The organism is Occallatibacter sp., from assembly GCF_049510455.1.
Lineage (GTDB): Bacteria > Acidobacteriota > Terriglobia > Terriglobales > Acidobacteriaceae > Telmatobacter.
The window spans coordinates 1-25,187 of sequence record NZ_JBEKYX010000107.1 but is presented as its reverse complement, the minus strand read 5'-3'; the positions used below and the strand labels follow the sequence as shown (position 1 = coordinate 25,187).

The 25,187-nt window shown below is 52.9% G+C and carries 27 protein-coding genes and 1 pseudogene; 8 read left to right on the top strand and 20 right to left on the bottom strand.

The features are described from left to right. A partial coding sequence (locus ABSG47_RS17595; RefSeq protein WP_424171009.1) for a recombinase zinc ribbon domain-containing protein occupies positions 1–522 on the top strand: 522 nt, incomplete at its 5' end. Between the two features lie 20 nt (positions 523–542). Continuing rightward, a complete protein-coding gene (locus ABSG47_RS17590) occupies positions 543–707 on the top strand; it encodes a hypothetical protein (protein WP_424171008.1) in 165 nt (54 codons plus the stop codon). Positions 708–956: 249 nt separating this feature from the next. On the opposite strand, the gene ABSG47_RS17585 is transcribed toward ABSG47_RS17590, so the two are convergent. Further along, entirely contained in the window at positions 957–1,163 is a 207-nt protein-coding gene (locus ABSG47_RS17585; protein ID WP_424171007.1) for a hypothetical protein, read from the bottom strand. A gap of 109 nt (positions 1,164–1,272) precedes the next feature. Here ABSG47_RS17585 and ABSG47_RS17580 point away from each other — a divergent pair, with 109 nt between their 5' ends. Then, entirely contained in the window at positions 1,273–1,632 is a 360-nt protein-coding gene (locus ABSG47_RS17580) for an HVO_A0114 family putative DNA-binding protein (RefSeq protein ID WP_424171006.1), read from the top strand. 486 nt (positions 1,633–2,118) lie between these two features. Here the strand turns inward: ABSG47_RS17580 and ABSG47_RS17575 are convergent, their stop codons facing one another. From ABSG47_RS17575 to ABSG47_RS17530, 10 genes are all read right to left on the bottom strand, one after another. Further along, positions 2,119–3,057, bottom strand: a complete 939-nt coding sequence (locus ABSG47_RS17575; RefSeq protein WP_424171005.1) for a YihY/virulence factor BrkB family protein — start codon at positions 3,055–3,057, stop codon at positions 2,119–2,121. Positions 3,058–3,297: 240 nt separating this feature from the next. Continuing rightward, entirely contained in the window at positions 3,298–3,540 is a 243-nt protein-coding gene (locus ABSG47_RS17570) for a hypothetical protein (protein ID WP_424171004.1), read from the bottom strand. Between the two features lie 98 nt (positions 3,541–3,638). Then, on the bottom strand, positions 3,639–5,630 hold the full coding sequence (locus tag ABSG47_RS17565; protein WP_424171003.1) for a catalase: 1,992 nt from the start codon (positions 5,628–5,630) through the stop codon (positions 3,639–3,641). A gap of 158 nt (positions 5,631–5,788) precedes the next feature. After that, positions 5,789–6,283, bottom strand: coding sequence for a YciE/YciF ferroxidase family protein (locus ABSG47_RS17560; RefSeq protein WP_424171002.1), 495 nt, complete (start codon positions 6,281–6,283; stop codon positions 5,789–5,791). A gap of 195 nt (positions 6,284–6,478) precedes the next feature. Continuing rightward, positions 6,479–6,628, bottom strand: a complete 150-nt coding sequence (locus tag ABSG47_RS17555) for a hypothetical protein (protein WP_424171001.1) — start codon at positions 6,626–6,628, stop codon at positions 6,479–6,481. Between the two features lie 238 nt (positions 6,629–6,866). Further along, positions 6,867–8,201 (bottom strand): alpha-amylase domain-containing protein, encoded by a 1,335-nt coding sequence (locus ABSG47_RS17550; RefSeq protein ID WP_424171000.1) that lies wholly within the window; start codon positions 8,199–8,201, stop codon positions 6,867–6,869. A 165-nt stretch (positions 8,202–8,366) separates the two neighbouring features. Beyond that, the gene (locus ABSG47_RS17545; protein WP_424170999.1) at positions 8,367–8,627 is read right to left on the bottom strand and encodes a GlsB/YeaQ/YmgE family stress response membrane protein; all 261 of its coding nucleotides are present in this window, start codon (positions 8,625–8,627) and stop codon (positions 8,367–8,369) included. Positions 8,628–8,700: 73 nt separating this feature from the next. Then, positions 8,701–9,369: a lipid-binding SYLF domain-containing protein gene (locus ABSG47_RS17540; RefSeq protein WP_424170998.1), complete on the bottom strand. Its 669-nt coding sequence runs from the start codon at positions 9,367–9,369 to the stop codon at positions 8,701–8,703. Then, positions 9,366–9,803: a response regulator gene (locus tag ABSG47_RS17535; RefSeq protein WP_424170997.1), complete on the bottom strand. Its 438-nt coding sequence runs from the start codon at positions 9,801–9,803 to the stop codon at positions 9,366–9,368. Before ABSG47_RS17535 ends, ABSG47_RS17540 begins: the two co-directional genes overlap by 4 nt. Before the next feature lie 81 nt (positions 9,804–9,884). After that, complete coding sequence (locus ABSG47_RS17530) at positions 9,885–10,085, bottom strand: CsbD family protein (RefSeq protein WP_424170996.1); 201 nt, start codon at positions 10,083–10,085, stop codon at positions 9,885–9,887. 415 nt (positions 10,086–10,500) lie between these two features. Between ABSG47_RS17530 and ABSG47_RS17525 the strand changes: the two genes are divergently transcribed. The 3 genes from ABSG47_RS17525 to ABSG47_RS17515 are packed head-to-tail and all read left to right on the top strand — an operon-like array spanning position 10,501 to position 12,115. Continuing rightward, a complete protein-coding gene (locus tag ABSG47_RS17525) occupies positions 10,501–11,019 on the top strand; it encodes an RNA polymerase sigma factor (protein WP_424170995.1) in 519 nt (172 codons plus the stop codon). Next, positions 11,016–11,291 carry a hypothetical protein gene (locus ABSG47_RS17520; RefSeq protein ID WP_424170994.1) on the top strand — a complete coding sequence of 92 codons (276 nt, stop codon included), beginning with the start codon at positions 11,016–11,018 and terminating at the stop codon, positions 11,289–11,291. Before ABSG47_RS17525 ends, ABSG47_RS17520 begins: the two co-directional genes overlap by 4 nt. After that, entirely contained in the window at positions 11,288–12,115 is an 828-nt protein-coding gene (locus ABSG47_RS17515; RefSeq protein WP_424170993.1) for a mechanosensitive ion channel family protein, read from the top strand. The genes ABSG47_RS17520 and ABSG47_RS17515 overlap by 4 nt, the downstream gene beginning before the upstream one ends. A 617-nt stretch (positions 12,116–12,732) precedes the next feature. Here the strand turns inward: ABSG47_RS17515 and ABSG47_RS17510 are convergent. Then, on the bottom strand, positions 12,733–14,244 hold the full coding sequence (locus ABSG47_RS17510; protein ID WP_424170992.1) for a GGDEF domain-containing protein: 1,512 nt from the start codon (positions 14,242–14,244) through the stop codon (positions 12,733–12,735). Positions 14,245–14,869: 625 nt separating this feature from the next. Here ABSG47_RS17510 and ABSG47_RS17505 point away from each other — a divergent pair. Beyond that, positions 14,870–15,178 (top strand): annotated as a pseudogene (locus tag ABSG47_RS17505) (IS21 family transposase); the annotation flags it as partial. Between the two features lie 140 nt (positions 15,179–15,318). On the opposite strand, the gene ABSG47_RS17500 reads toward ABSG47_RS17505, so the two are convergent. Further along, positions 15,319–15,597 (bottom strand): hypothetical protein, encoded by a 279-nt coding sequence (locus tag ABSG47_RS17500; RefSeq protein WP_424170991.1) that lies wholly within the window; start codon positions 15,595–15,597, stop codon positions 15,319–15,321. Positions 15,598–15,612: 15 nt separating this feature from the next. Continuing rightward, positions 15,613–15,891, bottom strand: coding sequence for a metal/formaldehyde-sensitive transcriptional repressor (locus ABSG47_RS17495; RefSeq protein ID WP_424170990.1), 279 nt, complete (start codon positions 15,889–15,891; stop codon positions 15,613–15,615). 82 nt (positions 15,892–15,973) lie between these two features. Between ABSG47_RS17495 and ABSG47_RS17490 the strand changes: the two genes are divergently transcribed. Next, positions 15,974–16,570 (top strand): class I SAM-dependent methyltransferase, encoded by a 597-nt coding sequence (locus ABSG47_RS17490; protein ID WP_424170989.1) that lies wholly within the window; start codon positions 15,974–15,976, stop codon positions 16,568–16,570. A 68-nt stretch (positions 16,571–16,638) separates the two neighbouring features. Here ABSG47_RS17490 and ABSG47_RS17485 read toward each other — a convergent pair whose 3' ends face one another. The 6 genes from ABSG47_RS17485 to ABSG47_RS17460 form a co-directional block, all read right to left on the bottom strand. Continuing rightward, a complete protein-coding gene (locus ABSG47_RS17485; RefSeq protein WP_424170988.1) occupies positions 16,639–17,544 on the bottom strand; it encodes a LysR family transcriptional regulator in 906 nt (301 codons plus the stop codon). 136 nt (positions 17,545–17,680) lie between these two features. Beyond that, positions 17,681–18,169 carry a transposase gene (locus tag ABSG47_RS17480; protein ID WP_424170987.1) on the bottom strand — a complete coding sequence of 163 codons (489 nt, stop codon included), beginning with the start codon at positions 18,167–18,169 and terminating at the stop codon, positions 17,681–17,683. Positions 18,170–18,182: 13 nt separating this feature from the next. After that, the gene (locus ABSG47_RS17475) at positions 18,183–19,217 is read right to left on the bottom strand and encodes an alpha/beta hydrolase (RefSeq protein WP_424170986.1); all 1,035 of its coding nucleotides are present in this window, start codon (positions 19,215–19,217) and stop codon (positions 18,183–18,185) included. Positions 19,218–19,226: 9 nt separating this feature from the next. Next, a complete protein-coding gene (locus ABSG47_RS17470; protein ID WP_424170985.1) occupies positions 19,227–21,923 on the bottom strand; it encodes an ABC transporter permease in 2,697 nt (898 codons plus the stop codon). Positions 21,924–21,933: 10 nt separating this feature from the next. Then, a complete protein-coding gene (locus ABSG47_RS17465) occupies positions 21,934–24,657 on the bottom strand; it encodes an ABC transporter permease (RefSeq protein WP_424170984.1) in 2,724 nt (907 codons plus the stop codon). 11 nt (positions 24,658–24,668) lie between these two features. Then, on the bottom strand, positions 24,669–25,127 hold the full coding sequence (locus ABSG47_RS17460) for an FtsX-like permease family protein (protein ID WP_424170983.1): 459 nt from the start codon (positions 25,125–25,127) through the stop codon (positions 24,669–24,671). Between the last annotated feature and the right edge of the window lie 60 nt (positions 25,128–25,187).

Sequence of the window (25,187 nt, the reverse complement as noted above, 5' to 3'; positions counted from 1 at the left end):
CTCAGCGGCCTCCTGAAGTGCGGGGCGTGCGGCGCCAGCCTGATCATCGTCAGCGGATATGGGTCTTACGGCCAGTATCCGAAGTACGGCTGTTCACAGCACTTCAATCGCGGGACCTGCTCGAACGCCGTCACGGTACGGCGGGACTGGCTCGAAGGACGGCTGCTGGACGAACTGCAGAATCAGGTTCTGAAGCGCGAGGCTATCGAGTACGTTCTGGACGAATTCGGAAACCACGTCAAAAATGCGTTTGCCAATCTCACAAACCAATTGGCGCAGATGCGTGAACGCAAGGAGAAGCTCGAAGGGGAGTTGAGACGGCTGGCCGAGACCGCAGCGGCTACAGGCCCCTCGGCTTTCCTGGTTGCTGCGATCCACGAGCGCCAACAGCAATTGCGGGGCATTACCGACCAGCTACTGGCAGGGGGAACCGATTCCGTCGACGCCCATTTGTCGGACATCCGCAGCTTCGTGACGCGAAGGTTGCTGGCGATCCGGTTGCAGCCCGGAAAGAGTTGTTGAAGCATGTTTCCGAGATTCGGATGATGCCACAGGCCCGGAACGGCAACGAAAAGCCACACTACGTGGCGGAGGGCAACTGGAACCTGCTGGGGCATGAAAAGGAAGAGTTTGCCGGAGATACCACGTCACGGCAAATTCGTGTGGTTGCGGGGGTAGGATTTGAACCTACGACCTTTGGGTTATGAGAAGGCTAAATAACTGATTCTAAAAGAACTAGAGCGGCGTAGATGACCCCTAACTGCCGTTAGGAATCAGTAAGATACAGAATCTTCCAGTTATTGTTCCCTCGTTTGTTCCCTCGTTTTGAGGCTCGTTTGCAGGTGGTGGCCTTTGGGGTTCATGCCTAAAGGTCGGTGGGCGGTACGGTTCTGCGTGGGTTCCAGTTCTTCTAAAACTGCTTTCTATTTGCCTAAGTTATGAACGGGTGATAACATTCAAGAATGACAGGTCGTGACCTCAGCCTGGATACTCTCTTGCTGCTCGACGGCGAGAGTTTTGTCGCCGATGCGGACGGCAAATGTTGGGTCAAGTTTGTCGTAAAGCAGGTTGCGGTTTCGCCCGAGCGCCCCCATGGGCTGAACTACTCGCTGACGCTTCATGACGAAGACGGCGAGCGGCTGCTCGGTTTCGACAACGCACACGCAGTCCGTGAGGGGAGTGGTCCGGGAGCACGTACGCGGATGCCGTTACGCTTCTCGCGGACTTCTGGACAGAGGTTGAAGCTATCTTGCAGAAAAGGAGTAACCCGTCATGACCACACTGAAAGTCGGTATCGCCACACTCGAAGAGTACAAGAAGCGGACCATGTCTATCGCGCGGGGAGAATACGTCCCTGCTCCCAATGAGCCTAAAGTCTGGTTCCAGTCTCTTGAAACTATGTCTCAGGTCCTTTCCGACAAGAACCGTGCTTTGCTTGCGCTGATCGTGAAGATGCAACCGCAATCCCTTAATGAGCTGGCCGAGAAAACCGGGCGTGCCAAGTCAAACCTGTCCCGAACGCTCAAGACAATGGAGCGCTACGGTCTGGTGCATTTCGAGGAAGGTCCGGGGCGCCAGATTGCTCCACGGGTGAACTATTCCGGCGTTGAATTGGAAATGACATTCCAGTGAGCAGGGAATGGACCACATCCGTCGGAAAGCGGCAAGTGCCTGCACAGTGGTTTGAACGGCTAGACATGGGCGACTGCCTCAAATGATGCAGTGAATGAATTGAGAGCATTCAGGAAGTTCACAAGGCGCTCGGGATTCGAAAACTGGAACTCTTCCCACAGGCCATTCTCGCTTTTGAGTGTGACACTGCCATATTGAGCAATGGAGACGGCAAGTAAACTAGGGGCCGCTCTATCCCGAGCGCGAGAACATTCACAAGCAGGCTTCCCTCAGCGAGAGATTCCAATAGTCAGTTGCTCCGGCGTTGCCTCCACTACGGATACAGGTGTCAGTGTTGTCATTCCGCTCTCAACGCCCGCATGGGTTCAACGGAAGCTGCGCGACGCGCTCGCAGAGCGAAAGCGCCCGTATAGTCGAATAGCACCGTGCGCAGCATGAAGGTCAACTTTAGCTCGCAATAGCGGCAGGAAGCCTGATTATTCGATACTATGCCTCTTCTGAGGCTTGCCCATCCCGCTTCGCTTCATCCCGCTCCAGCACTCGCTTTGAAGTAATCACGGCTTCAATCTGGCTATTGATCTCCGCGCCCAGGAGCAACATAAAGCCGGTGAGGTAAAACCAGGTGAGCAGAATAATGACCGCCCCCAGTGAGCCGTATGTCACGGTGTAGGTGTTGAACTGATGGACGTAAATACGGAAAAGGATACAAGCCAGAACCCATCCGAGAATGCCGACGGTTGCCCCTGGAGTGATCCAATGCCATCGGCTCCTCTGTACGTTCGGCGCAAAGTAGTAGATCACAGCAAAGACCAGAAGCAACAATGCAAGAACAAGAGCCCAACCGATTGCTTTAGCCAGAAAGATCAGTACGACCGCAATGAGATGAGGGTGAACGTATGCTTCGGCCCACTTCCCGATATAGTCAGCCCCGAGCAGGCTGCCGAGCATCAGGGTGATGAGGATCGAAAGCAGAATCGTAACCCCAATAGCTGAAAGGCGAGCAGTGAGATAGGAACGTGTCTCCTTTACTTGGTAGATAATATTCAATCCATCCTGAATGGCCGCAAAGCCCACAGATGCGGACCATAATGAGACAGCCAGTCCGAATGTGAGCTTTCCTCCATTGGCTGACGAAGTAATCTGACGGAAAGTGTTAAGAACGGTCCCCATCGCCGCAGGCGGAAGAGCTAATGAAAGATAAGCAATGAGGGAGTCATAAAGATGGCTGGACGATCCAGCGATCATGCCAAGAAGCGAGGTCGCTGCAAACAGCGCAGGAAACAATGCAAAGATAAAATAAAAGCCGAGTTCAGCCGCTCTGCTGGCGATGTTGTCTTCAAACAAACCGAACCAGACATGCTTCACCGCAGTCCAGACGGAGACACCGTCAAGGCTCCACAGAGAGGGTAGAGGAAACCACGACACCAGACGCCAAACGCGCTTTTGCAATCTGGGAGATATTGGTTCGTTCATCGATGGGCTGGGAGATGCGATGTATATTTCCTCCTTTTCAGGGAAAAACTATCATGGAAATACTAAGCAATCTCCATCTATTGACCCTACTGTGAATCGCCTCTATCGTTCCTCTCGCTCCGTGGACAACGGGAGCACTCATCATGAATCACTGACGTATATTAGTCGACGAGTCGTTTAACTATGGCTGCATTATGTCCGCGTTGCCGCATCCGAGCCATGCTGCTTCACCATCTTGTTCACCCATTGGCCTACAAATAACGCGGCATGGTCTTTCTTGCTTACTTTAAAGACCACCGATGCGGTGATCGAAGCGATCGCCGCTCCCAGGTAAAACCCACTTGGCACCTTCGAGGTATATGCCTCAATCAAAGCTGTCGTTTGACCTTCTTTCGCTTCGCCTGCCTGTACGCGCTTATCCTCTGATAAATTCATAAACCTCTCCTCATGACTAAAATCCGTTATTTTTCTATTTCAGGTTTGGTGAGATGTGCTGCTATACACAGCACGCTACGATCCGAACGCCACAGCCGTCAATAAACCGTTTTCACTTTTGGTTCCCGATCCCAGATTCTGCCCTTCGCCGCCGTGTCAAGGAAAGCATCAGCATCAGTGCCGACCAAAACTCCTTCGTCAGGAATGACTCCAGCCGCATCGAGAAGAGGTTGCGCAGCCTCGGTGGCTCCAATGACTTTGCAGTGAGCGAATGCATCATGCACCCAGGCTACGGCTGCGGCCTCCTTCTGAAGCATCGCGGCGCCTTTTTCTGAAATGGCCACAAAGACAGCATCAAAGAGCACTGAAGAACCGCCCGCGAGTTGGAAATCACCTTCGATCAGTTTGTTATTCGACGCAACGGCTCCTCCGACCTTCGGCGCGACTATGGCAAAATCAGCATTCAGTTTCTTCGCGGCTGCTCGCAGTGAACTCACCAGTCTCGCGTCTGTTCCATCCGCGACCAGACAGCCTACTTTGCGGCCTTCCAGTGTCTCCTTTGCTTTGGCCAGAATGCTGAGTGCGGCAGAAGGTTTGAGGTCGGTACGCGCTTTCTGTGTGGTTGGTACAGGCGTGATGTCCGACTGCAGCCCCAATCCATTTGCCACTCTCTGGGCAATCTTTGGATCGACGTTCGCCAACTGTCCGACCATGCGCGCGCGAACCGCCTTTGTCTCGACCTTGCTCAACTCAAAGATGAAGGCCGAGATAATGTGGTTTTGCTCCGGTTCCGTCTGAGAATAAAAAAACTGCCGTGCCTGTGAGAAGTGATCGGCGAAGGATTCGGCGCGAATCCGGAGCTTGCTTCCTTCTATCGGCTCAGCGAAACTCGACAATCCTCGGTGCGGATCCTGACGTGGTGTATCGGGCTGGATCGAACTCGGTGAATAATTTACGCGTCCCTTCGGCACAGTCATCTGCATATGGCCGTCGCGCTGCAAGTGCATGACAGGGCATTTAGGCGCGTTGATCGGAATCTGTTGGAAGTTCGGACCACCCAAACGACTGAGCTGAGTATCCTGATAGGAGAAGATACGGCCTTGCAGCAGAGGATCGTTGGTGAAGTCGATGCCTGGCACTACGTTCCTCACGCAGAACGCTGCTTGCTCCGTCTCGGCGAAGAAGTTGTCCACGTTGCGGTCGAGCACCATCCGGCCCACAACGCGAAGCGGCAGAACCTCTTCCGGGATGAGCTTCGTCGCATCCAATACATCGAAGTCGAACTTATCGGCGAACTTTTCATCGAAGAGTTGCAGACCAAGCTCCCATTCGGGATAGCTCCCTTCGTTGATCGCGTTCCAGAGATCGCGGCGATGAAAGTCCGGATCGGCACCGGAGATTTTCAGCGCTTCGTCCCATACCACCGATTGCATGCCCAACTTCGGCCGCCAATGAAACTTTACAAAGGTCGCTTTGCCTTCTTCGTTGAGAAAACGATAGGTATGGACACCGAAGCCTTCCATCATGCGTAACGAGCGGGGAATTGCGCGATCCGACATGGCCCACATCAGCATGTGTGTCGATTCTGGCATCAGCGAAGCAAAGTCCCAGAAACTGTCGTGAGCCGTCTGAGCTTGTGGAAAAGCCTGATCCGGCGTTTCTTTCGCCGCATGGATCAGGTCCGGAAACTTGATCGCATCCTGGATAAAGAAGACAGGGATATTGTTTCCAACTAGGTCCCAGTTGCCTTCCTTCGTATAGAACTTCACGGCGAAGCCGCGGACATCCCGTGCGAGATCGCTGGAACCCTTGTTCCCGGCTACCGTCGAGAAACGCACAAACAGCGGCGTCTTGACGCCGACTTCATTAAAGATGGCGGCACGGGAGATGCCTTTCAGCGAATCGCTTAATTCAAAATAGCCGTGCGCTCCAAAGCCGCGCGCATGAACGATCCGTTCGGGGATGCGCTCGTGATCGAAGTGCTGGATCTTCTCCAGAAGAACACCGTCTTCGAGCAACGAGGGGCCGCGCTCACCGGCCTTGAGTGAGTTCTCATCGTCACCGATGACGGTGCCTGTCTGTGTCGTCATGGGCGAATGTGTTCCGCCAGCGAGTTGATGCAATTCTCCGCCTGTACCGTTCAGATCATCTATGTTTTCATGAGATGTCTCTCGAGACTTACTGATTTTCTTTGACATGAGTTCTCCTTAACCGGTACGCAGTGTAGATTTCGTAGATCGGCATCGATTCAACTAGCGCGTTTTGCCGCCTGATTGACCTGCTTCGAGATCACACTAAGTTTCCTGTCCGCATTCTTCTCCTCGCCAAGTGTTTCGTCCAGAAGAGACGCTATTTCGGAGAGTCCAAGTGTTTTGGCGAAATCTCGCGCGGATCCGTATCCTGCCATCTCGTAATGTTCGACACGCTGTGCTGCCGAAATAAGACCGGCGTCACGAACCACGCCCTTCTCCGTTTCCTCCAATACCTCCGAGCCTTCCTCCAGTACACCTTTCGTTCCCACGCATAATTTCCCGGTAAGTTTCTTTCCAACTAGATCCGAGATCTTTTCAAGGCGAACAATCTGCCCTTTGGTTTCCTCCAGGTGACTAAGGAAAGCCTGTTGCAACTCAGGCGTGGATGCGGCTTTCGCCAGTTTGGGTAAAGCGCGGACGATCTGCTTCTCCGCGGAATAAAGATCCTTCAACTCGTCGATCAAGAGTTCCTGCATCGTTTCTATGCTCATTTCGTACCTACCTTTCGTGAAATAAATTTGCGAGCAAATAATAGCGAGTGCTCCGCTTACCGATCCGATATGTCGGTTTTTATTGAGCCGACTCTCAACGTAGTAAACTCGCTGAGATGGAGATGGCTTCTCAACCTTTACAGTTGCATGTAGGTACCGACAAAACGTCTGTCAATCTGGACACTGACTCTTGTATCAACATAGGTTGAAGACGAATCCGAGCCGGGCCATGTAGCTGTTCTGCCAACTCTCGTTGTAATCAAAGCGTTCGCCCGTCCACTCCGCCGGAATGATCTGAATCGCAAATCCCGGAGAGAGCCAACCGGTGAGTGGCTCGCGTGCCATCCCGAAAGCGAATCCTGATGAGCTGAAGCGTGGAAAAATGCCTCTGCTGTCACGGCCGTGCCGGAAAGAATGAATAAAAGTCCAAGAATGATATCTTTCATTTGAGTAAAGAGCCTCCTGACTGTGGATGTAAAAGTTGATGGATTCATCTTTCACTTAATAGCGAATTGATAATCGGGCCACGCACAACGCTGTTAGTCTGAATGACCCGCATAGTTCCTGAAAATGCGGGGAGATATCAAGAAGCGTCTGGCACATAGACACAATATCCCCGCGGCGGCGCAGGAAATTCAGCGTTGCCATCCGCATCGGTCGTTCTTCGGTCTGGATGAGCCGAATCGTAGCCGGCCCATGCAACCGGATTAAATTTCTGATTGGGCCATCTTGTCTTCACCGATGTTCCGCTCCATTGGTTGCCCAGGTTATTCAGTACGTAGACCAACCCGCTCTGCGTTTCTGTACCAGCACGCTGCATAACATACAGATCGGGGTCGGCATGAAGAATCGACGATTCGCCGCCAGCATGTTGATGATGCGCGGCAATAAGCGCATCGATCCCGTTTGGCGTTCCAGGCCGCGCTAATCCACAGTTGAAGTAGTCCCACCAGAAAACGCAGGGATAGCCATCTCCGGTAAGGATGAACGAATAGGCGAGCATCTTATCGTTCACGACTTCATCGCCGCGCATATCGTGATTGTCCACAAAGGTCACGGCATTAAACGGACGGGCTGCGGACACTGACCCTTCGTCGGTAAGGTTACGCAGATCGTAATTAGGACTGTCACAGACATACTTCAGCTTGTAGCGCAATGGGAAATCGAATGCGGCAATCTGCTGGTCCGTGAAAGCGCAAATGTTATCCAGCCATCCCCCAATATCTGCCGGCCCGGACCAGTACTCTCCGACAACAAAAGGAGAGAATTCACGGCCATCCTTCTTCTGATATTGGTACTTGGCCAACAATCCAATCATCCAGGCTCCATACCCTTTTGCAAAGTCGAACCGGAGACCGTCAAAGTCGAGTTCTTCAATCAGAAGGCGGGCATATTCAAACATGGCTGTGTAGACTCGCGGATTTCGGTGACAGAGGTGCGGAAAGTCTGCGAAGTTCTCGCCTTCGATCATCGTTCGCTCATAGCGGCTCGGATGAAAGCAATTCCAGTCACGAGCAAACCTGGCGCTTTTAGGAATGAACTTCGTCCATCGTTTCTGACCGTCCAATGGATTGGTCTCTTCCTCATCGGCTCCGGAATTATGGTTGATTACCATATCCGCAATCGCACTCATGTTGTGCTGGCGTAATGAGCGGATCACTTCTTCAAGTTCCGCTCGATTTCCATAAAGAGTCTTTGCCAATCCTTTCTGGTCGTAATCTCCCAGGTCAAAATAATCGTAAGGATCGTAACCATTGGAGTTGGGATCAGCAGCCTTACTGACAGGGGGGAGCCATAGTGTATTGAATCCCGACGCTGCCAGTTGTGGCACTTTCTCTCGGATACAGTTCCACCATTCGCCTCGTTTGTTTTCCTTTATCGGAGCATCCCAATAAAACGCCTGCATCATGACAGCCATCGGCCGTTCCTCCATGTCGAATTACAACTTAGTCGGCAATTCCAGGATTGGTGTCCGGTTCTTTGTTGTTCGGATGGCATCCCGCTATAGTGAAGATGAGAGCAGCGCAAAGCGTACTGCATGATTTAAGGTTCAATCGATACATACGATTTCCTCCTGAGTCGACTACAGGTTTTTTGATTTATTGCCTGTGATGAGGCGAAGCATCAGAGTCAGGATCACGGCTCCGATCACTGCGACAAGCACGGTGTAAATCAACCCACCCTGGCCGGCGAATCCGAGGCTGCGCATGATAAAGCCTCCGATAACCGCGCCGACGATGCCGACGACGATATCCATCACAGCGCCAAATCCGCTGCCTTTCATGAGTTTTCCGGTAACAAAGCCTGCGATCAGGCCGACAATGATCCACCACAAAATAAACATAGATAGTCTCCTTTTTGATTTACACAACGATGAGAACTAAGGCATCGTCCTGCACCTTCAAGATGCGATTAGTTCACTGTCCTGCATGGGCTGCACGGAAATACCTGCCAACGGCGGCAACGAATGGCTTTGCTGAGGCCGGAACAGGAACATTGCCATGAAGAATGTGTTCAAAATCTCCCGCGTGGCCACCATAGAATGCATTGGTATCATCGGTGTTCTGTGACACCACCGCACCATTCAGATCCACTCCGGCGAAGACGCCTTTCGATCTGGAGTATGTCAACAATTCTGCATTGAGCTTCAGGTCCGTAGCTGCTGCTGCATTTCTTCCGACAGGTCCTACGGCAGCGGCTGCATCTGCGCCGATTTTGAACTTCGACTTGAGCAAATCCTGAAAACCCTTGTCATTGACGGCGACAAGAACAAGATCCGTTGCCTGGCCGCCTATCTGAAATCCGAAGCTGCCACCTGCAAGCCGGATAAAGACAGGAGCGCTCCATCCGGAGCGAGTCCGGCAAGTAACCACTCCCTGGCCGTAGGAAGCGCCCACGATAAAAGCGGCTTTCTTGACACTTGGGATTACGCCGACACAGGTTGCCTGTCGCGCGATGCCGTTCGGAATTGCCTTGTCCGGAGTTATCATGATCTGTCGCACAACATCGCGAGCATCGTTGATACGTTCATTGAGGCTGGCTGTGTCCGATAAACACAGTGCAAGTACCATATTTCTGAGTTTCATTTCACAAGCTCCTTTACCAGTTGTGCATTTTCTAGCACGGAAGAATAGTTCACCAATTCCAATTCCGCGTGACGGAGTTTCGTCAACAGATCGGCAGGATGAATGGGTTTGCTAACAATCTCAAAGCGATACCCTTCCCCGCCCGCCTTCTTCAGTAAATGTGCTGTATTTGCCTGACCGGAAAACAAAAGAACCTTGCAGTCCGGATGACGCCTTCTGAAGTAAATAGCCAAGTCGATCCCCGACATCCCAGGCATGGCAACATCGCTGATCAATAGTTGAGGAGGAGATAGCTCTCCTTCCCGCATAGCGGATTCGCCCGAATAGAACGGTTTTGCATCATAGCCGTCCTGCTTCAAAATCAATGCCAGCGTATCGGCAATTACTCTCTCATCATCGACAACAAAAACGACCTTCCTGGTGGTTGTCATCATTTGCGAAAAGTTTTCTCCTTGCTCGATTAGTTTGAAAATAAGCTGCGAGCCGCAACCGACCGGGTTCGCAGCTCGCGTGAACTACTTCTTATGGAAACCGGTGCTGTCGATCAGGTCGCGTCCGGCGTCCTTCACATTGCCAACAACCTTATGTGCCTGTCCTTTGATCTGATCTACTTGCCCTTCCTGTTTCAGCCGGTCGTTTCCGGCTAGGGCTCCTAGTCCTTCCTTGAGCTTGCCTTTGACCTGTTCTGCGGTGCCTTTGATATGCTCCGGGTTCATGAATGTTCTCCGTTTGCGATTGGCGGCATGAGAGCAACGGCCTTCACTTAATCCATCCTCCCGGAGTCAGAGCCAATCGTGCATTTGCTATTTCTTCTGACCGGTAGTAGGATTCTCAGTCCGGCATGCTTGATCCGAAAGGCCTGTTTCTCGCCTTCCGATCACTAAGACAAAGGAGAAATAGCATCGGTCACGCCGAAAGTAAATAATTTTACTGTGTGACTTTCTGCCTCTGCCGCTTGTCTTATGTGCTGAGGAGGGTGTCGGTCTCAACACCGTGAAGAGGCAGTCTCTCGTTGCAAGTGGATGTAATGGGCTAAATCGCGCGCATTGCTTATGGTAAGGACCTGCAATGATCACGCATTGCTCATGGTAAGGACCTGCAATGATGAGAACTTCCGGGGAGGATCTAGCTTTGGTAGCGCGTTGCAAACGCGAGCTTCCCCATCAGCACAAGGCGTTTGAGCAGCTCATCACAGCCTATAAGGACATGGTCTATACACTCTGCTACCGGATGACGGGAAACGCGACCGACGCGGAAGATCTTCTGCAGGAGATACTGACCAAGCTTTTTCTGAATATCGGCAAGTTTGATGGCAGGTCCGCATTTTCAAGTTGGCTTTACCGGGTGGCATACAATCACTGCCTGAACTTTCTCTCGCAGCGCAGAACAGCCTACACATCTACCGGGACACTTCCAGACGGCGATGTCATCGTCGATGCCTCCACAAATGTGACCTGGCAGGACGAGCGTACACAGGCTGTGCTGCAGAGCATGGATCCAAACAGTCGCTCTCTTCTGGTTATGAAATATGTGATAGATCTCGACATAAAAGAGATCAGCGATATTCTTCAGGTGGGTCTGAGCGCTACAAAGATGCGGCTTGCACGCGCAAGAGAAGAATTCAAACGAATGTTTCAGGAGACGCGATGACGGACCAGAGAGAAAATCGACAAACCTTCGGCGGCAGCAATGAAGAGCACAATTTCCAGCAACTTCGTAGGTTGGTTGCTGCGGCCCCACCCTCGACATTCAATCGGTTTCGCAAGCGTGCCAACCTTCTGCAGGGTACCCGCATGCTGTTTCAATCGCAGATCCATGGCTTCTGGATTGTTTTGGATATTGTGCTGAAGCTGCTTTTCCGGGCAGCCCAGAACACCCCGAGTCATCATTCTACCCGCCCGGACATAACAGAGAGAGGATGAACGTGAACGATCTATATCACAGTATTCTTCAGACTTTGCAGGTATCTGTGCTCGATGCATTGCACCGCATCACGGAGTTCCTGCCAAACCTGCTCAGCGCATTTCTGATCCTTTTTCTGGGATGGCTGCTCGCCTATTGTGGCTCAAAACTGGCAGCGAAAGCTCTCCAAACTTTGCAGATTGACCGATTTGCCGGAAGGCATGGCATTACACGAACGCTGAGCGATCTCGGCTTCGCAGGAAGCCTGTCCCGCATCCTGAGCGTCTCCGTTTATTGGATTATCGTGCTGCTGGCCGTTCTGCCAGCTGTAGAAGCGCTTCGCCTGAAATATTTCACCATGATGATAGCTAAGCTATTAGGTTATTTACCCGCCCTGATAGCGGCACTCATTATTTTCCTTATCGGGCTGTCCGTGGCTCGACTGCTGTCGAGCGCTCTGACGCGGTCGGCACGGAATGCGAACCTGGAATATGCCAATGCCATCGGCATGATCAGTCGCTACTTTCTTTCTTTGATCACCATCGTCATCACTCTCGCTCAACTCGGCGTGGAGACGGCAATTCTCACTGTAATCCTGGCGGTTGTTTTGACCTCGGCCGGGCTGGCGACCGCTCTTGCTCTCGGCTTCGGAAGCCGCGCCGTTATATCCAATATTCTTGCGGGAGCGTTCGTGCGTGACCATTTTCCCGTGGGACGAACAATTGAAGTTCAGGGAGTACGTGGCACCATTGTCGAGGTCAACTCCGTCGGCACCACGCTTGAGCATGAAGGCGGCATCATTACCATTCCCAATACTGTTCTGATGGAGAATGTCGTCGAGTAGCGTTACGGCTCCATCCTTGCAGGGAATCGAGATATCGGCGTCGCTGTGTATCGTACTTTGATTTACGAGTTGCCATGCAATCGGCTATTCCTGCGTGAGTTTATCCTCATTTGGAATTATCCCAGTTACCGGTTCGGGGATGGTTGCGGAGAGACACTGATGAGAAGAGGTCTTATGGGCTGGAAGGCTGGGATTGAAACCTCCTACTCTGGGTCAGGAAAAATGTCGCCTCGTGATCTCCAACGACCAATAAGAGCCTCGAGAATTTATGAAGATTACCAAGGACCAAGAATGAACGTTGCTAATGTGCCCTGATTTGTTCCCTTATTTCGTATTGATATCGATGGGTAAATAACTGTTTATGAAGTGGATACAAGTTATTCCCGCCACTCGACCTTTTAGAATCTAAAATACTGTCCCGCAGTCGTTACTGTTCGTTATTGTTCAGTTGAAGAGCTGAGATCCAGCGACGCATTCGTTGGCCTTTCCGTTCCTGCGAACGTGGGTTGTCAATGAGCGATAAATCGCCAATCCGCGTTTCCAGCCGTTAAGGTTCTTGAAGAGCGCATCGGCCTGGAGTCATTGCTCAATACGCCACGCCAAATTCATGGAGGTTACTACAGAACTCTGCTTTCCTCCGGCAGTAAACCCGCGGACCGCCAGCAATTACGCCCTGCCCGCTTCGCGGTGTACAGAGCATCATCCGCAGCGCTCAGCAATCCTCCCGGCATAAGTTCCGTAAATGTAAGGCATGTAGCGACTCCGATGCTGACCGTAGCAAAGCCCGTCGCAGTTGAAGGATTTTCGATGCGAAGTTGGCGGACCTCATGGCACACTCTTTCGGCAATGATTTCCGCGGCGGAGGCATTGGAGCAGGGCAGCACGACCGCAAACTCGTCTCCCCCATACCGTCCGATCACATCGATGCTGCGGAACACCGAGGCACGCAGCGCTCCTGTTATCGCGATCAGGTACTCGTCTCCCGTCCGGTGCCCGTGCCGATCATTGACTTGCTTGAAGAAATCCACGTCGATCAGAAGGAACGAGATCGGGGACTTTGAACGCAGGCTGTGCTTCCATTCGTAATCGAGAGCCTCTTCAATCGCCCGCCGATTCGCTATGCCAGTCAAGCTATCGGTGTAGGAGAGACGTTCCAAGCCCGCACGCGCTTCTTCAAGGTCGCGATGCAACGCTTCAAAGTTCCTGTGGTAAAAAGTTGCGCGCGTAACAAAAAGGATGAATGCGGTGATAATGGCTGTCCAGCCAAGGCCCTGATGCCGGTTCTCGACAATCATTCCGAGAGCCAGCAATACCACAGAAGGAAGAGCCGGGCTTGTGATGTTGATCAGGTCGGCAATGAGTCCTTTGTTCTGTGCCGGCAGATCATCGATTGTTTCTCTTGCAGCATGAAGGATGAGCAAGATGTTGAGAAATCCCATCATTAAGACCGGAATCCCCGTCAACGTTTCGTTCGGGTTGCGTAACAAGAAGACATTATGAATAAAGGCCGCTGCCACCGCGAGCAAGCTCAGCAAGGACACCAGGCGGTAGAAGCGCATCTCGTCTTTGTTTACCGCTGAAAGGGTGTGCAGAAATGCTCCCCCGAAAACAATAAGGTCGGCGCACAGAAACAGATGAAACAACGCTGCGCCACCAAGGCCGGCCGGGGTGTCATGCGTAAAGGGACGGGCCTGGAAGAGGATCGTGTATCCCACATACATCGCTATAACTGCCTGCACCAAGTCGAGCCAGAGGAAATGGCGAAAGTAGCGGCGCCCCGCCGGTAAAGAAATTAAGAGAAAGGACGGAATATAGGTGCAGAAGATAAAAAACGTGGTGGAGTTGGCGATCAAGGATACCCTTGCCACGAACAGTGACACAATCACGACCATTAGAGTTGAACCGATCGCGACAGATAACAGAGCCCAGTGCGCCTTCAAGTGCGGAGACCTGAAAGCGCGTCTCAAACAGAGCCAGCCCCCCACTGCGGCGTTGGATAGATAAACGACGTTGAAGAATGCGCCTGCCAGAATCATATTGCGTCGCAATACAACGAGGGATACGCATCCAAAGATCAGCGTAAAGCCCGCGAAGAAGGTAACGAGCCGTCTTTTGGTCGAATCCGACAATGCCGCCTCCCAAACCCGTGATGCAGGCCCAAGTGTAGTTCAGAATGTTGTGGTCGAAACCGGCTGAGCGATTTGTTGTCTTCAGGTCGTGCCCGTTGTGGATTCGGAGTGTAACCTAATTTAAAGCCAGTTTCCAGGTGGCTGAGACGGAAGAAGCCTTAGATCATCAGCCCGAGCGGTTCGCTACTCCTTTCTCGTAGGACTCTTCCATTCCCTGCTTCATGCCGGTTTAGTCCGGCGCACTGCATTGTCCTGTTAGCAACAATTGACAGATGACGCTGGGGCAAATTCCTGCACACAGGTTGACCTATAGGAGTTGATTCTAAGCATCATTGGATCATTCACTAAATGGGAGCTCAATCCCTGATGCTCATTGATGGGTGCATTGATGGCCGTCCTATTTGTTCGTTTGCAGATCGGGAGCCTTCTCCAACGCTTTCCTGATATGTTTGGCGAGGCTATTTGCTACGTCCAGGCTTTCTCCCTTTGTATGCACGCCGGTGCAAAACTAGGCCACAGTGCGCCGCGTGAGCGGTGCTCTGCGGCGGAGTAAAAGTAGTCCACCGCCGGAACTTGGTTTCGTGAGCATTTGCCATTCAGGTATGGCTCGTGGAACACCGGAGGGATGTTCGAGGTGGAGATTTACGGACGTGTACGGCGAGCGGTTCGAGTAGAAGGCAAGAGTCAGCGGGCGGTGGCTAGGGAGTTTGGGCTTTCGCGAGAGACGGTACGGAAGATGCTGCAGTACGCGGTGCCGCCAGGCTACCAGCGACAGCAACCGATCAAGCGGCCCAAGCTGGGGCCGTGGCTGGGCGTCATCGACGCCATTCTGAGCGACGACAAGCTGAGACCAGTCAAGCAGCGACACACGGCGCAGCGGATATTTGAGCGGCTAAAAGAAGAGCACGGATTCACTGGAGGATGCACGATCGTGAACCGTGCCTGAAGGGCAGGGGGGAGCCGAGAAGCGTCATTGACGGCAAGCGGCGGCGGCTAGAGTGCCTTCGCCCCGTCCGATTAGGGGGCAGTAGGAAAGAGGTACGGATGAATTAAGACAGCGTAAAGCTAGACTGGCTACCCGCCGATTAGCGTAGCCACCAGGCCGATGACGCTAACGCGATTAAACGGCTCCCAAAGATGAAACCAGACGGCTATAGCTGCCAGCGCCACGAAGACAACGCGCAGCACCTCGACAAGCTCAAACCCGTGCTCATGGTCGTGGTGCTCGTCATCATGGTCATGGTCCTCATGAGACGCCCCCAGGGATGTGTCTGTAGGTTGGGGAAGATGAATGCCGGCCTCGGCAACTTCGAGTAAATCGTCGCGTGTTTCGTTCTGATTCACCATTGCCATACCGCCTCCGAACTGCTAGTTCAAATATCGTTTGACTACGGACATCAGCTCGTCCGCGGCCTCAAGCTGCGAGGGGTGAGTCTTCTGGTTTGGGTCGAGCACATGAAATCGCAGATGCCCCTCAATCAGCTCGGCCATGAGCCCATTGAGTGCACCGCGGCAGGACGCGACGAGCTGCAAAATCTCTTCGCATTCTCCCTCGCCGTCCAGAGCGCGCTCGATGGCTTCGGTTTGGCCCTTGATGCGGCGAATGCGCGACAGGAGCTTTTTCTTATCTTTCGTGGTGTGGGACATGAGCACCTCTCAAACAAATAATATACTCCTCTATATTATATTTGGAACAGCGCTCACATCACGAACACAGGAGTTGCCCATCATGAAGACCGAAGAACAGCGATTGCATTGGGACCAGAAGTATCAGGAAGAGATGACCTCGCTGACCAAGCCCGATCCATTCTTCCTGTCGGCCTACAAGCAGTTTGTAGAGGATTCGTTCCCGAACGCCGGGGTTGTTCTGGACCTGGCCGGTGGGCTCGGCAGACATGCCTTATGGCTGGCAAGCCGGGGATGGCAAGTGAGCGTCGTAGACATCTCCGTGGTGGCGATCAGCAGGCTCCGTCAGTCGGCACTTCAACTCGGTTTGCCACTTGGTCTTTTTGCGATGGCTGCCACGGAATACCATTTTGATCCGGCACAGTTCGACTTGATCGTGCTGTTCTACCACTTGGACCGTGCTCTCTGCGAAAAGATCGTGTCCGCTCTGAAACCTGGTGGTGTCCTGATCTGTAAGACCAGCTTGCGATGGGATTCCGATAAGAGATCCTCTTCGGCCAGCCACAACCCGCTAGAGAGAAGCGAGATTCTGTCGCTCGTTCCAAACTTAAGTGTGATGTACCACCGAGAACGCCCTGTGCTTGATCGTGGAGTCGTAGAGTTTGTTGGAAGAATGCCAGAGACTGCATCTGATTTGTAAATACCCTCCTTCGAGATCGACTTGATTACGCTGTTCGGGACGACCGGATTCCTGTCTCCGCTCGCCCCCTATCGTTTCTCCAAAGGATTAAGTTTCAGGGCTGCAATGCCGGACAGCGCGACTGCGATGAAGTCCTTAACTGACGAGCGCATCTGATCTCTGCGCACAAAGAGAGCCGTCTCAATACGGAGCAAATCGTCGGTCAGAGGTTTGAAAAGCACGCCCGGCCGCTGAAAGCGAGACGCAGATTGCGGCACGAAAGCGACTCCGGCGCTATGCGCGGCGAAGTCGAGGGCCTGCGTGATCGTATGGGCTTCCTGAAAGCGGCGGAGATTGAATTTCAAGGTCCGCAGGTAGTTCACGATTTGGTCGTAGAACAGGCGGTGTATGCTGCGCGGTATCCAGACCAATGTTTCGTTCGATAGCTCCCGCACCGCCAGGCGTGAATGTGTCGCAAGGCGGTGATGTTCTGCGATGCAGACACAGAATGGCTCATGCGCTACCCGCTCAATCCAGAGAGCCTTATCAACAATAGGCAACACGCCGAAGCCTGCTTGAAGCTCTCCACGCAGCACGCGCCATACTAACCGCGTCGTCGTTGCGCTTCTGAGAGCAATGGGTGGACCCTCGCTTCCCGGCAAGGTGAGTTGCTCAAGAACGGACAAAAGGTTGCCGTGAATGTACGGAGAGTGGCCGACGTAGAAGGATCGCTGGTGCCGGGAGGCTTCGTATCGTGCAAGATCGAAGGCCAGTTTTGCTTGTTCCAGGCTACTGCGGATCTGGGTGCCATAGACCCGTCCAACGCTGCTCGGCTTCAGACCGTGCGGCGTTTTGTCGAAGAGATTGATTCCCAGCCCATTGGTTAATGCTTTCAAGCTCCTTGAAATCGTGGGCTGAGTCGTATGGAGACGGTCGGCGGCTCGAACAATGTTGCCCTCTTCCAAAACGGCTTCGAGAAAGAGAAGCTGTTGCAAAGACGGACTGTACCACATGGCATAGACCCTCCGGCTGATGAGCACTGATGCTTCTCGAATATGCGCCTTGAGACGAGCGTCTGCGTGGAAAAGATTTCCGCGGAATTCCAAAGAATTCCACGGAATGGAGCGAAGGCTAAGGGAGAATGCATTCCTTCAGGTCCGCATTCTTTTCTTTGAGGGATACAAAAAAGTTTTGCCAAATTTCTCGGCTTCGCTCTTCAATCAGCGTCACGTTAACAAATTTGCGGCGGGCGACTCGTTTCGCATCCTCTCGTGTCATACCGCCGTCCACCAAGTCCGCGTTTTTCGTCGAGGTGCTCGCGGATCGACTCGGAAAGTTCATCATGGCGGCGCCGACGAGTAAACAGTTGTACGAGGGAGTGCCGCCAATACCGCATCGCGATGTATCCGCTTGAACTCGGCGATGGCCTTGTGGTCTAGGCACACCCCCTCCAAGCAACCACATCAACTCCACATTGCGGTGGCACTCCGCTTCCAGACGCCGTGACGAACGAATTTGATTCAGGTAGTCGTACAGATACAGATTCAACAGATGGCGTGGATCATAGTCTGGGCAACCCGTCTCTGCTGCTTCGGCTCGCTCGAAATGGAGCTCCACCATTCTGGAATGCCAACTATTGTTTCAACCGGGCATGGTGAAGAGCTGCGTTCATCACATCGTGAATTGCGCTGACGACGGCATCTGGATCTTGCAAGTGGATTTCGTGTCCGGCATCCTGAACTTCAGCGACTTTGCTATTTGTTGAAAGGGTCTGAAACGCCTTCTTTTCTTCGATCTTTTCCTTGCCTGCTCCCTGCATGCCGATCATCGTGATAAGCGGCTTTCCACCGAGCGGATGTCCAAACTGCTGGATTTCGTAAAGAAGCTGGAACTCCTCAGGAATGTAATCTTCTTTCTCACTTAGTGCGACCCGGGGCGGCAATATTTGCGCCCATAGTTGCAGCTTTTGAATCTCCGGCGGCAGACGGTCATACGGCGGGTTAATTTTGTGGCTCTTGTATTTCATAGCCTGTTCGCGCTCCGCATCGCTGATTGGAATAGGAGGACTCGTTTTCATTGTCTGAATAGGCGGAATCGTTCGATGCGCAAGGGTTCGAACACGAACCAGTTTTCCAAAATAACCCAAGGTGTCATCCGGGCCGGGCGCATCTACCAGAACCATCCCCGCGGTTTCATCCGGATATCCTTCTGCGAAGGTTTCCGCGACCAAACCACCAAGCGAATGTCCTACGAGAATGTACGGCCCTTTTTCGCCGGAGAGCTTCAGTGCCAACTCCAACTCATGCGCTTCCTGCCTGAACGTCAATGGCTGGGGACCGGGATCGCTCCATGCGTAGCCGGCGCGATCGTACGAGCAGACCCGCGCAAAGGTTTGTACCTGTTGTTGGACCAAATCCCAGTCGAATGAAAAACCGCCGCCGCCCGGTGACAACACGACTGTCTGCTTACCGTTTCCTGTGCAATAAAGGTGAATGCGATAGTCGCCAAGGTCAACCATTTTGCCCAAGGGCGTCGGCTCTGATGACGGTGTCTGTGCCCTCAGGGTGGTGACCGCGAGTAGAATTACACCGAAGAAAACCGATTGGATCGTTTCCGAGAGTTCGTCATAGCGGCGGCGACGGGTAAACAGTTGTTTGAGGCGATTCATGGGAAACTCCTATTCGGATCGTAGCGCCCGCATGGGATCGATGGAAATTGCTCTGCGCGCTGGCAGCGCAGCTGCCATGAAGCTACTGAGGAACAAGATCAGGACAGCTGCTCCAAAGAGAGCGGGACTCGCTAGGTTCACTTGGAACAGGAATGCTTTTATCAAGTGAATCGCGAGGATAGCCAGACAGCCGCCCACCGCAGTGCCTATCATGAGCAGGGTGAATACCTGTTTCATGACCATGCTAAAAACGGCCAGGCGTTTAGCACCAAACGCTATGCGAACTCCAATTTCGGTGGTCCTCTTATCGACATACGAGGATGTCAATCCATATATGCCGATGCTGTTCAACAGCATTACAAGTGCTGCAAAAAAGCCCGATAGAACCGACAGCAACCGTTCTACAGAGATGGCGTCGTTGAATTGCACGGCGAATGCTACCGGCTCAGCTTCAGGGCTCGCGGGAGCTAGTTCGTGAAGTGCGCTCCGATAGGCCGATTCGCCCTCGGTCAGTGTATGGGCGTGGATGATGAAGGTCATGCTTTGCAGGCGCCGAGTATCAGCTCCAAATGGGAGGTATACCGTCGATGGCGCAGCCTGTCGCAGGCTGCCGTATTTGGCATCTTCAACGATCCCTACCACCCGACATTCTTTTGTGGTCGCTCCAGAGGTTGTAGTAACTACATGCTGGTAAAGGGGGTGCCCTATGGCAGACGCGTGCGGAAAGAGCTGGTTTGCCGCCGCGCGGTTAACGATACAGGTGTCCACGTCCGAGTCCTGACCCGCGAAGTCCCGGCCAGCGAGTATTTGTGTGCCGAGAGTCGCGAAATAGTGGGCTCCCACATCATTCACTGAATATTTTTCTCTTAGGTCTCCAGCGGAACTGAAATGTGCCTCCTGACTGAATGCGCCTGTATGACTCCAGCCGTTGAGCGGCGTATTCTCGGCCACGCTTGCATCAATCACTCCAGGCATCTGGTCGATACGCAAAATCATGTCTTGATAAAGGTGGACAAGACCGTGATCCTTTTGAGGGAGTCCCTCAAAATCTGCGGTGACAAGAACTACATTCTCCGTGCGAAAACCTGGATGGTTATTTTGCAGCTTCATTACGGAGGCGCCCAGCATGGTTGCTACGATAACCATCGCGAGACCAAGCGCAATCTGCGCAGGCATAAAAAGCCGCCGTATGAAAGTCCCTCTTCCCGCGAGGATGTTCTTGTTCGATTGCCTCAATGCCGGTTCGATGGAGGCTTGGCCAGCGAGCCACGCTGGCATGAAACCGAAGAGCAGTGCGCAGAAAATCGCACACCCTGCGGTAACGGCCAGTGTGAATGTATCGGGCCTAACAGATAAGGTCGTTTCTGCTTCACGGCTACTGATAAATTGCAGAAGATAGCGGTCCGTCATCGATGCGAATGCGACTGCCAGTACCGCACCGACGGCTGACACAGCAAGGGATTCCACCAGAAGCAGCCGCATCAGCCGCGTTCGGCTTGCTCCAAGCGCTCCACGAACCGCAAACTCGTGTTCACGCCGCACAATGCGTGTCAGAAACAATCCGGCAAGGTTGAAGCAACATGCGAGCAGCACGACTCCCACGAGCGTCTGGAGGAGAAAGAGAGGTTTGGAGTATTGGTTACGTAAATAGCTCCAGCCTGTCCGGCCTGGGAGGACCACAAATCTGGCTCGATTCTCCAAAAGAGTGTTTTGCATGGACGGGGCAGTCTCATTCATAACAACTTCAAAGAGATGGTCCATTTCTGCGAGAGCATTTGCTTGGCTAATGCCCGGTTTTAGGCGGGCCCAGGTCGTAAGCCAAAGACTGCCCGTATCTCGCAAAATTGACTCTTTGCCATGTACGAGGGGTTCAAATGCAAGTGGCATATAGAAATCAGGACTTGTGCCAACAATCACGCCGTCAAACCCCGCCGGAGCAATTCCGACGATTATGGCGCTCTGCTCGGACAGCGTGACTTGCTTTCCAATTACCGATGGGTCTCCATGGTAATGCTGCATCCAGAATCGGTGACTGATGACAATAGCCCATCCGTCGGCACCGCCGCCCGTCTGGTCGTCTGCTGGAATGAGAAGTCTGCCTTCCGTAGGTGCCATCTCCAGGACCTGAAACGCATTCCCGCTTACAAACGCGCCGGGATAGATGCGGGAGGTGCGGTTTTCGGTCAGTACGACACCGGTGGAACTCCATCCGAACATTCCTGAGAAGGACTTAGCTTGCCGTTGCAGGGACTGCATGAGGAGGAAGTTCAATGGCAATCCATTTGCGTTAGGATCGGGTGAGTCTCCACTGATAGCAATACGGACAAGATTGTCCGGGTTCGGGACCGGCAGACTCTTGAGGAGTAATGCGTGCATGAGGGTGAATATGCCCGTATTGGCTCCGATCCCCAGAGCAAGCACGAGAATGGCAGTCGTAGCAAATGCCGGAGACCTCGATAGGTCGCGCATTGCGTATCGCAGATCGGCCCAAAGGCTTTCGAGTATCGGCATCTGCCATACCTCGCGGCTCCGCTCCTCGATCAGCGTCACATTGCCAAACTCGCAGCGGGCAAATCGTTCGGCCTCGTCCCGCGTCATACCATGGTCCATCAGGTCGGCAATCTTCTCTTCGAGGTGCTCACGGATCATCTCAGAGAGTTCGTCATATCGGCGACGACGGGAAAACAGTTGTTTGAACCAATTCATGAGATTTCCTCTACTCGGCGCGCAATGCCTGTACAGGATCGATCAAAGTCGCCTTCCGAGCGGCGACAAAACCCGCCGCCATTGATACCAGGAAGAGTAGACCTGCTGCGGTTGCAATCGTGGCCGGGTCTTCAGGAGAGAGCCCAAACAGAAAGCCCATCGCCAGATGTGTGCTGAAGATGGAAAGGATAAGGCCAAACGCAGCGCCGGCACTGACGACCAGAAGCGTTTCTTTCAATATCAACCAAAGGATGGCTGGCCTTGTTGAGCCAAGGGCGAGGCGTACTCCAATTTCACTTGTTCTGCGCTGGACAGCATATGACATGACCCCATAGAGGCCCAGGCAGGCCAAGCCAAGCGCCAGCAAGCCAAACATGGTCGTCACCCGCGTAATCAGGCGTTCCTGTGTCAGATTGCGAGCTATCTGTTCTGATAAGGGAATAACTTCAACGATGGGTAGTCTGTAATCCACTTCGGCCACAGCCTGGCGCGCTTGCGCCTCTATCCATTGGGGATCAGCGGCAGTACGAATGTCGATGCTGTCTAAATTTCCGGGATGTTGTGCAATCGGGAAATAGATCAACGGTGGAGCGGATTCGTGGATGTTATTGACTCGCGCATCCGTGACCACGCCAATAATCTCGAAATGAGTGGGACCATTATCAGGATTGGTGAAAAGCCGTTTTCCGATGGGGTCCACGCTGCCGAGAAAGCGTTTTGCAAACGTTTGGTTGACTAGGGCCACTCCGGGGCTAGTTGCATTGTCTGTTGTTGTGAATAACCTTCCCTGGACCAGTTGGATGCCTACAGTATTGAAGTAGTCCAATGAAACCCTGTTGAAATGTATAGCGCCAATAGACTGATTACTGTTTTCTCCAGTTGCGTCGATAACCACGCCCGTGGCATCAGGACAGTCATCAGAGAGAGAGCATGTTGCGACGGCCGCATAGCGCACACCAGGAATTTCATCTGCCCGGTTAATCAACCTTTGGTAGAGCGGCAAGAATTCTTCCTTCTTGTAGCCCACCAGGGAGGTGTTGAGATGAACGCTAAGAATGTGATTCCGGTCAAATCCTGGATTCAATTTGCTGTAGTTGGAAAGTGTTCTCAAAAACATCCCTGCTCCGACAAGCAGCACTAAGGAGAGCGCAACCTGAGAAGCAACGAGACTCTTGCGTAACGACCAACGGCTTGCCCCCTCATGGCCAGAGATGTTGGCGGCACTTGCCTTCATAACGGAAGCGGGGTCAACATGCGTGCTCTGCAAAGCTGGCACCAGACCGAATAAAACGCCAGTGGCTATTGCGACAATTAAGCTGAATAGCAGGACTTTAGTGTCTGGCACGAGATTAAGCGGAATTGCCGTTTCTCCCGTAGATGCCCACTTGGGAAGTACGCTGGTACACCAGAAAGCCACAGCAATCCCTAAGATTGCGCCGCCTGTGGACAATAACAGGCATTCCGTTAGCATTTGCCGGACTAAGCGTGCCCGACTAGCTCCCATCGAAAGCTGTATCGCATGTGCACGCCCACGCGCGACGGATCTTGCCAAGAGCAAATTTGCGATATTGGCGCAGGCAATCAGCAACACCATTCCCGCCATTCCCATGAGCAAAAGCAGCGGCTGCTGAAATTCTCGTTTGAGTGTAGCGAAGCCTTGTTGCCCCGACTCAAGTGTCAGATGGCTTCGAGATATGGCCTGCTGACTCTGAAAATCATTCTGATTCTGCAACAGCAGTTTAAGAGTTTGCCGATACTGCTGATTCATCGAAGCTAAAGAGTGAGGAATGACAGAGGAATCCTTGACGCGAACAACCAATTGAAGCCATTCAATTTTCTCTTGTGGCACCCAGGGTTTTGAGGGCTCCGCCCCCTGGCTACTGTAGGCGCCGTGATACCGCACATCCGACTGCATCGTTAACGGCATCCAGAAATCAGGTTCAGTTCCAGGACGCGCGCCAAAGAATTCTCGTGCTGTCACTCCTACAATGGTGAGCGGCACATGATTTACATCCACCGTGTGTCCGATCACGTTGGGATCGCCGCCAAAGTGCTTTTGCCAATATGGATAGCTAATTACAGCTACCGGGCTGCCGCTCAGTTTGCTGTCATCCTCTGGTGTAAGCAATCGTCCTAAGACAGGATAAGTCTCGAAAACCTGGAAATAGTTGCCGGATACAAGCTGTCCAAGACCTCGCTCCTGTGGTCCGCCGCCTGTAGCAATGTAATAGGAATCGGCCCAACTCATTGCGGCGACGGGCGCAGAATCGGGGGATTGCTGGTGAAGTCGCCGGAAAAGCGGATATGAAAAGAGACTCTCATCTGCCGGGCTATCGTTCTGCCTTACTAGAAATAGTTGTTCAGAATCAGGAACCGGCAGTGACTTGAGTAATACCGCATTGAGCAATGTAAAAATGCCGGTGTTGGCTCCTATACCCAATGCCAGCGTCAACAAAGCAATGATCGTAAATCCTGGACTCTTGCCTAATCGACGTAACGCGTATCGCACGTCAGCCCACATTGATTCCAATGTCGGCGATTGCCATACTTCGCGGCTGCGCTCTTCAATCCGCGTCACATTGCCGAACTCGCGGCGGGCAGTTCGTTCCGCTTCCTCCCGCGTCATGCCGCGGTCCGTCAGGTCCGCGATCTTTTCATCGAGATGTTCGCGGATCGTCTCGGAAAGCTCGTCATAGCGGCGACGGCGAGTAAATAAATGCTTAAGCCAAGACATAAGTATCTCTCCTATTCACTGCGAAGGGTTTGCATGGGATCAATAGAAGCAGCACGTCGTATTGGAGTCACCGCTGCCAGAAGTCCGATTGTGGCAAGCAGTGCAATCAGTGCAGCAATGACGAAGCCATCGCGCTCAAGCTGGATCGTTACAATGCTGCCAACAACTCGACGGAGGGCAAGAGTCATAAGCAGTCCACTCCCGAGTCCTATGCCAAGCAACACGGAAATACGCGCAAACATCATCCGTGTGATTCCGATGCGCGTTGCGCCAAGAGCCATTCGCACACCAATATCCCTCGTGTGGCTGATGACTTCCTGAGTCAACAAACCGTATATACCGACTGCGACAAGCAAGACTGCGATGCTGGCGAAGATTCCAAATACCCAACTCTCCATGCGGTTGCTGACTAGATCATTTTCACAGTTATTGTGGCTTTCCGAATCGAAGTCTGAACCAAGCCTGGGCATTGTGGTCGGTGATCTGAGGAAGTAGCGTTTCGATGGCTTGGTCGAGGGCTATGACGGAGC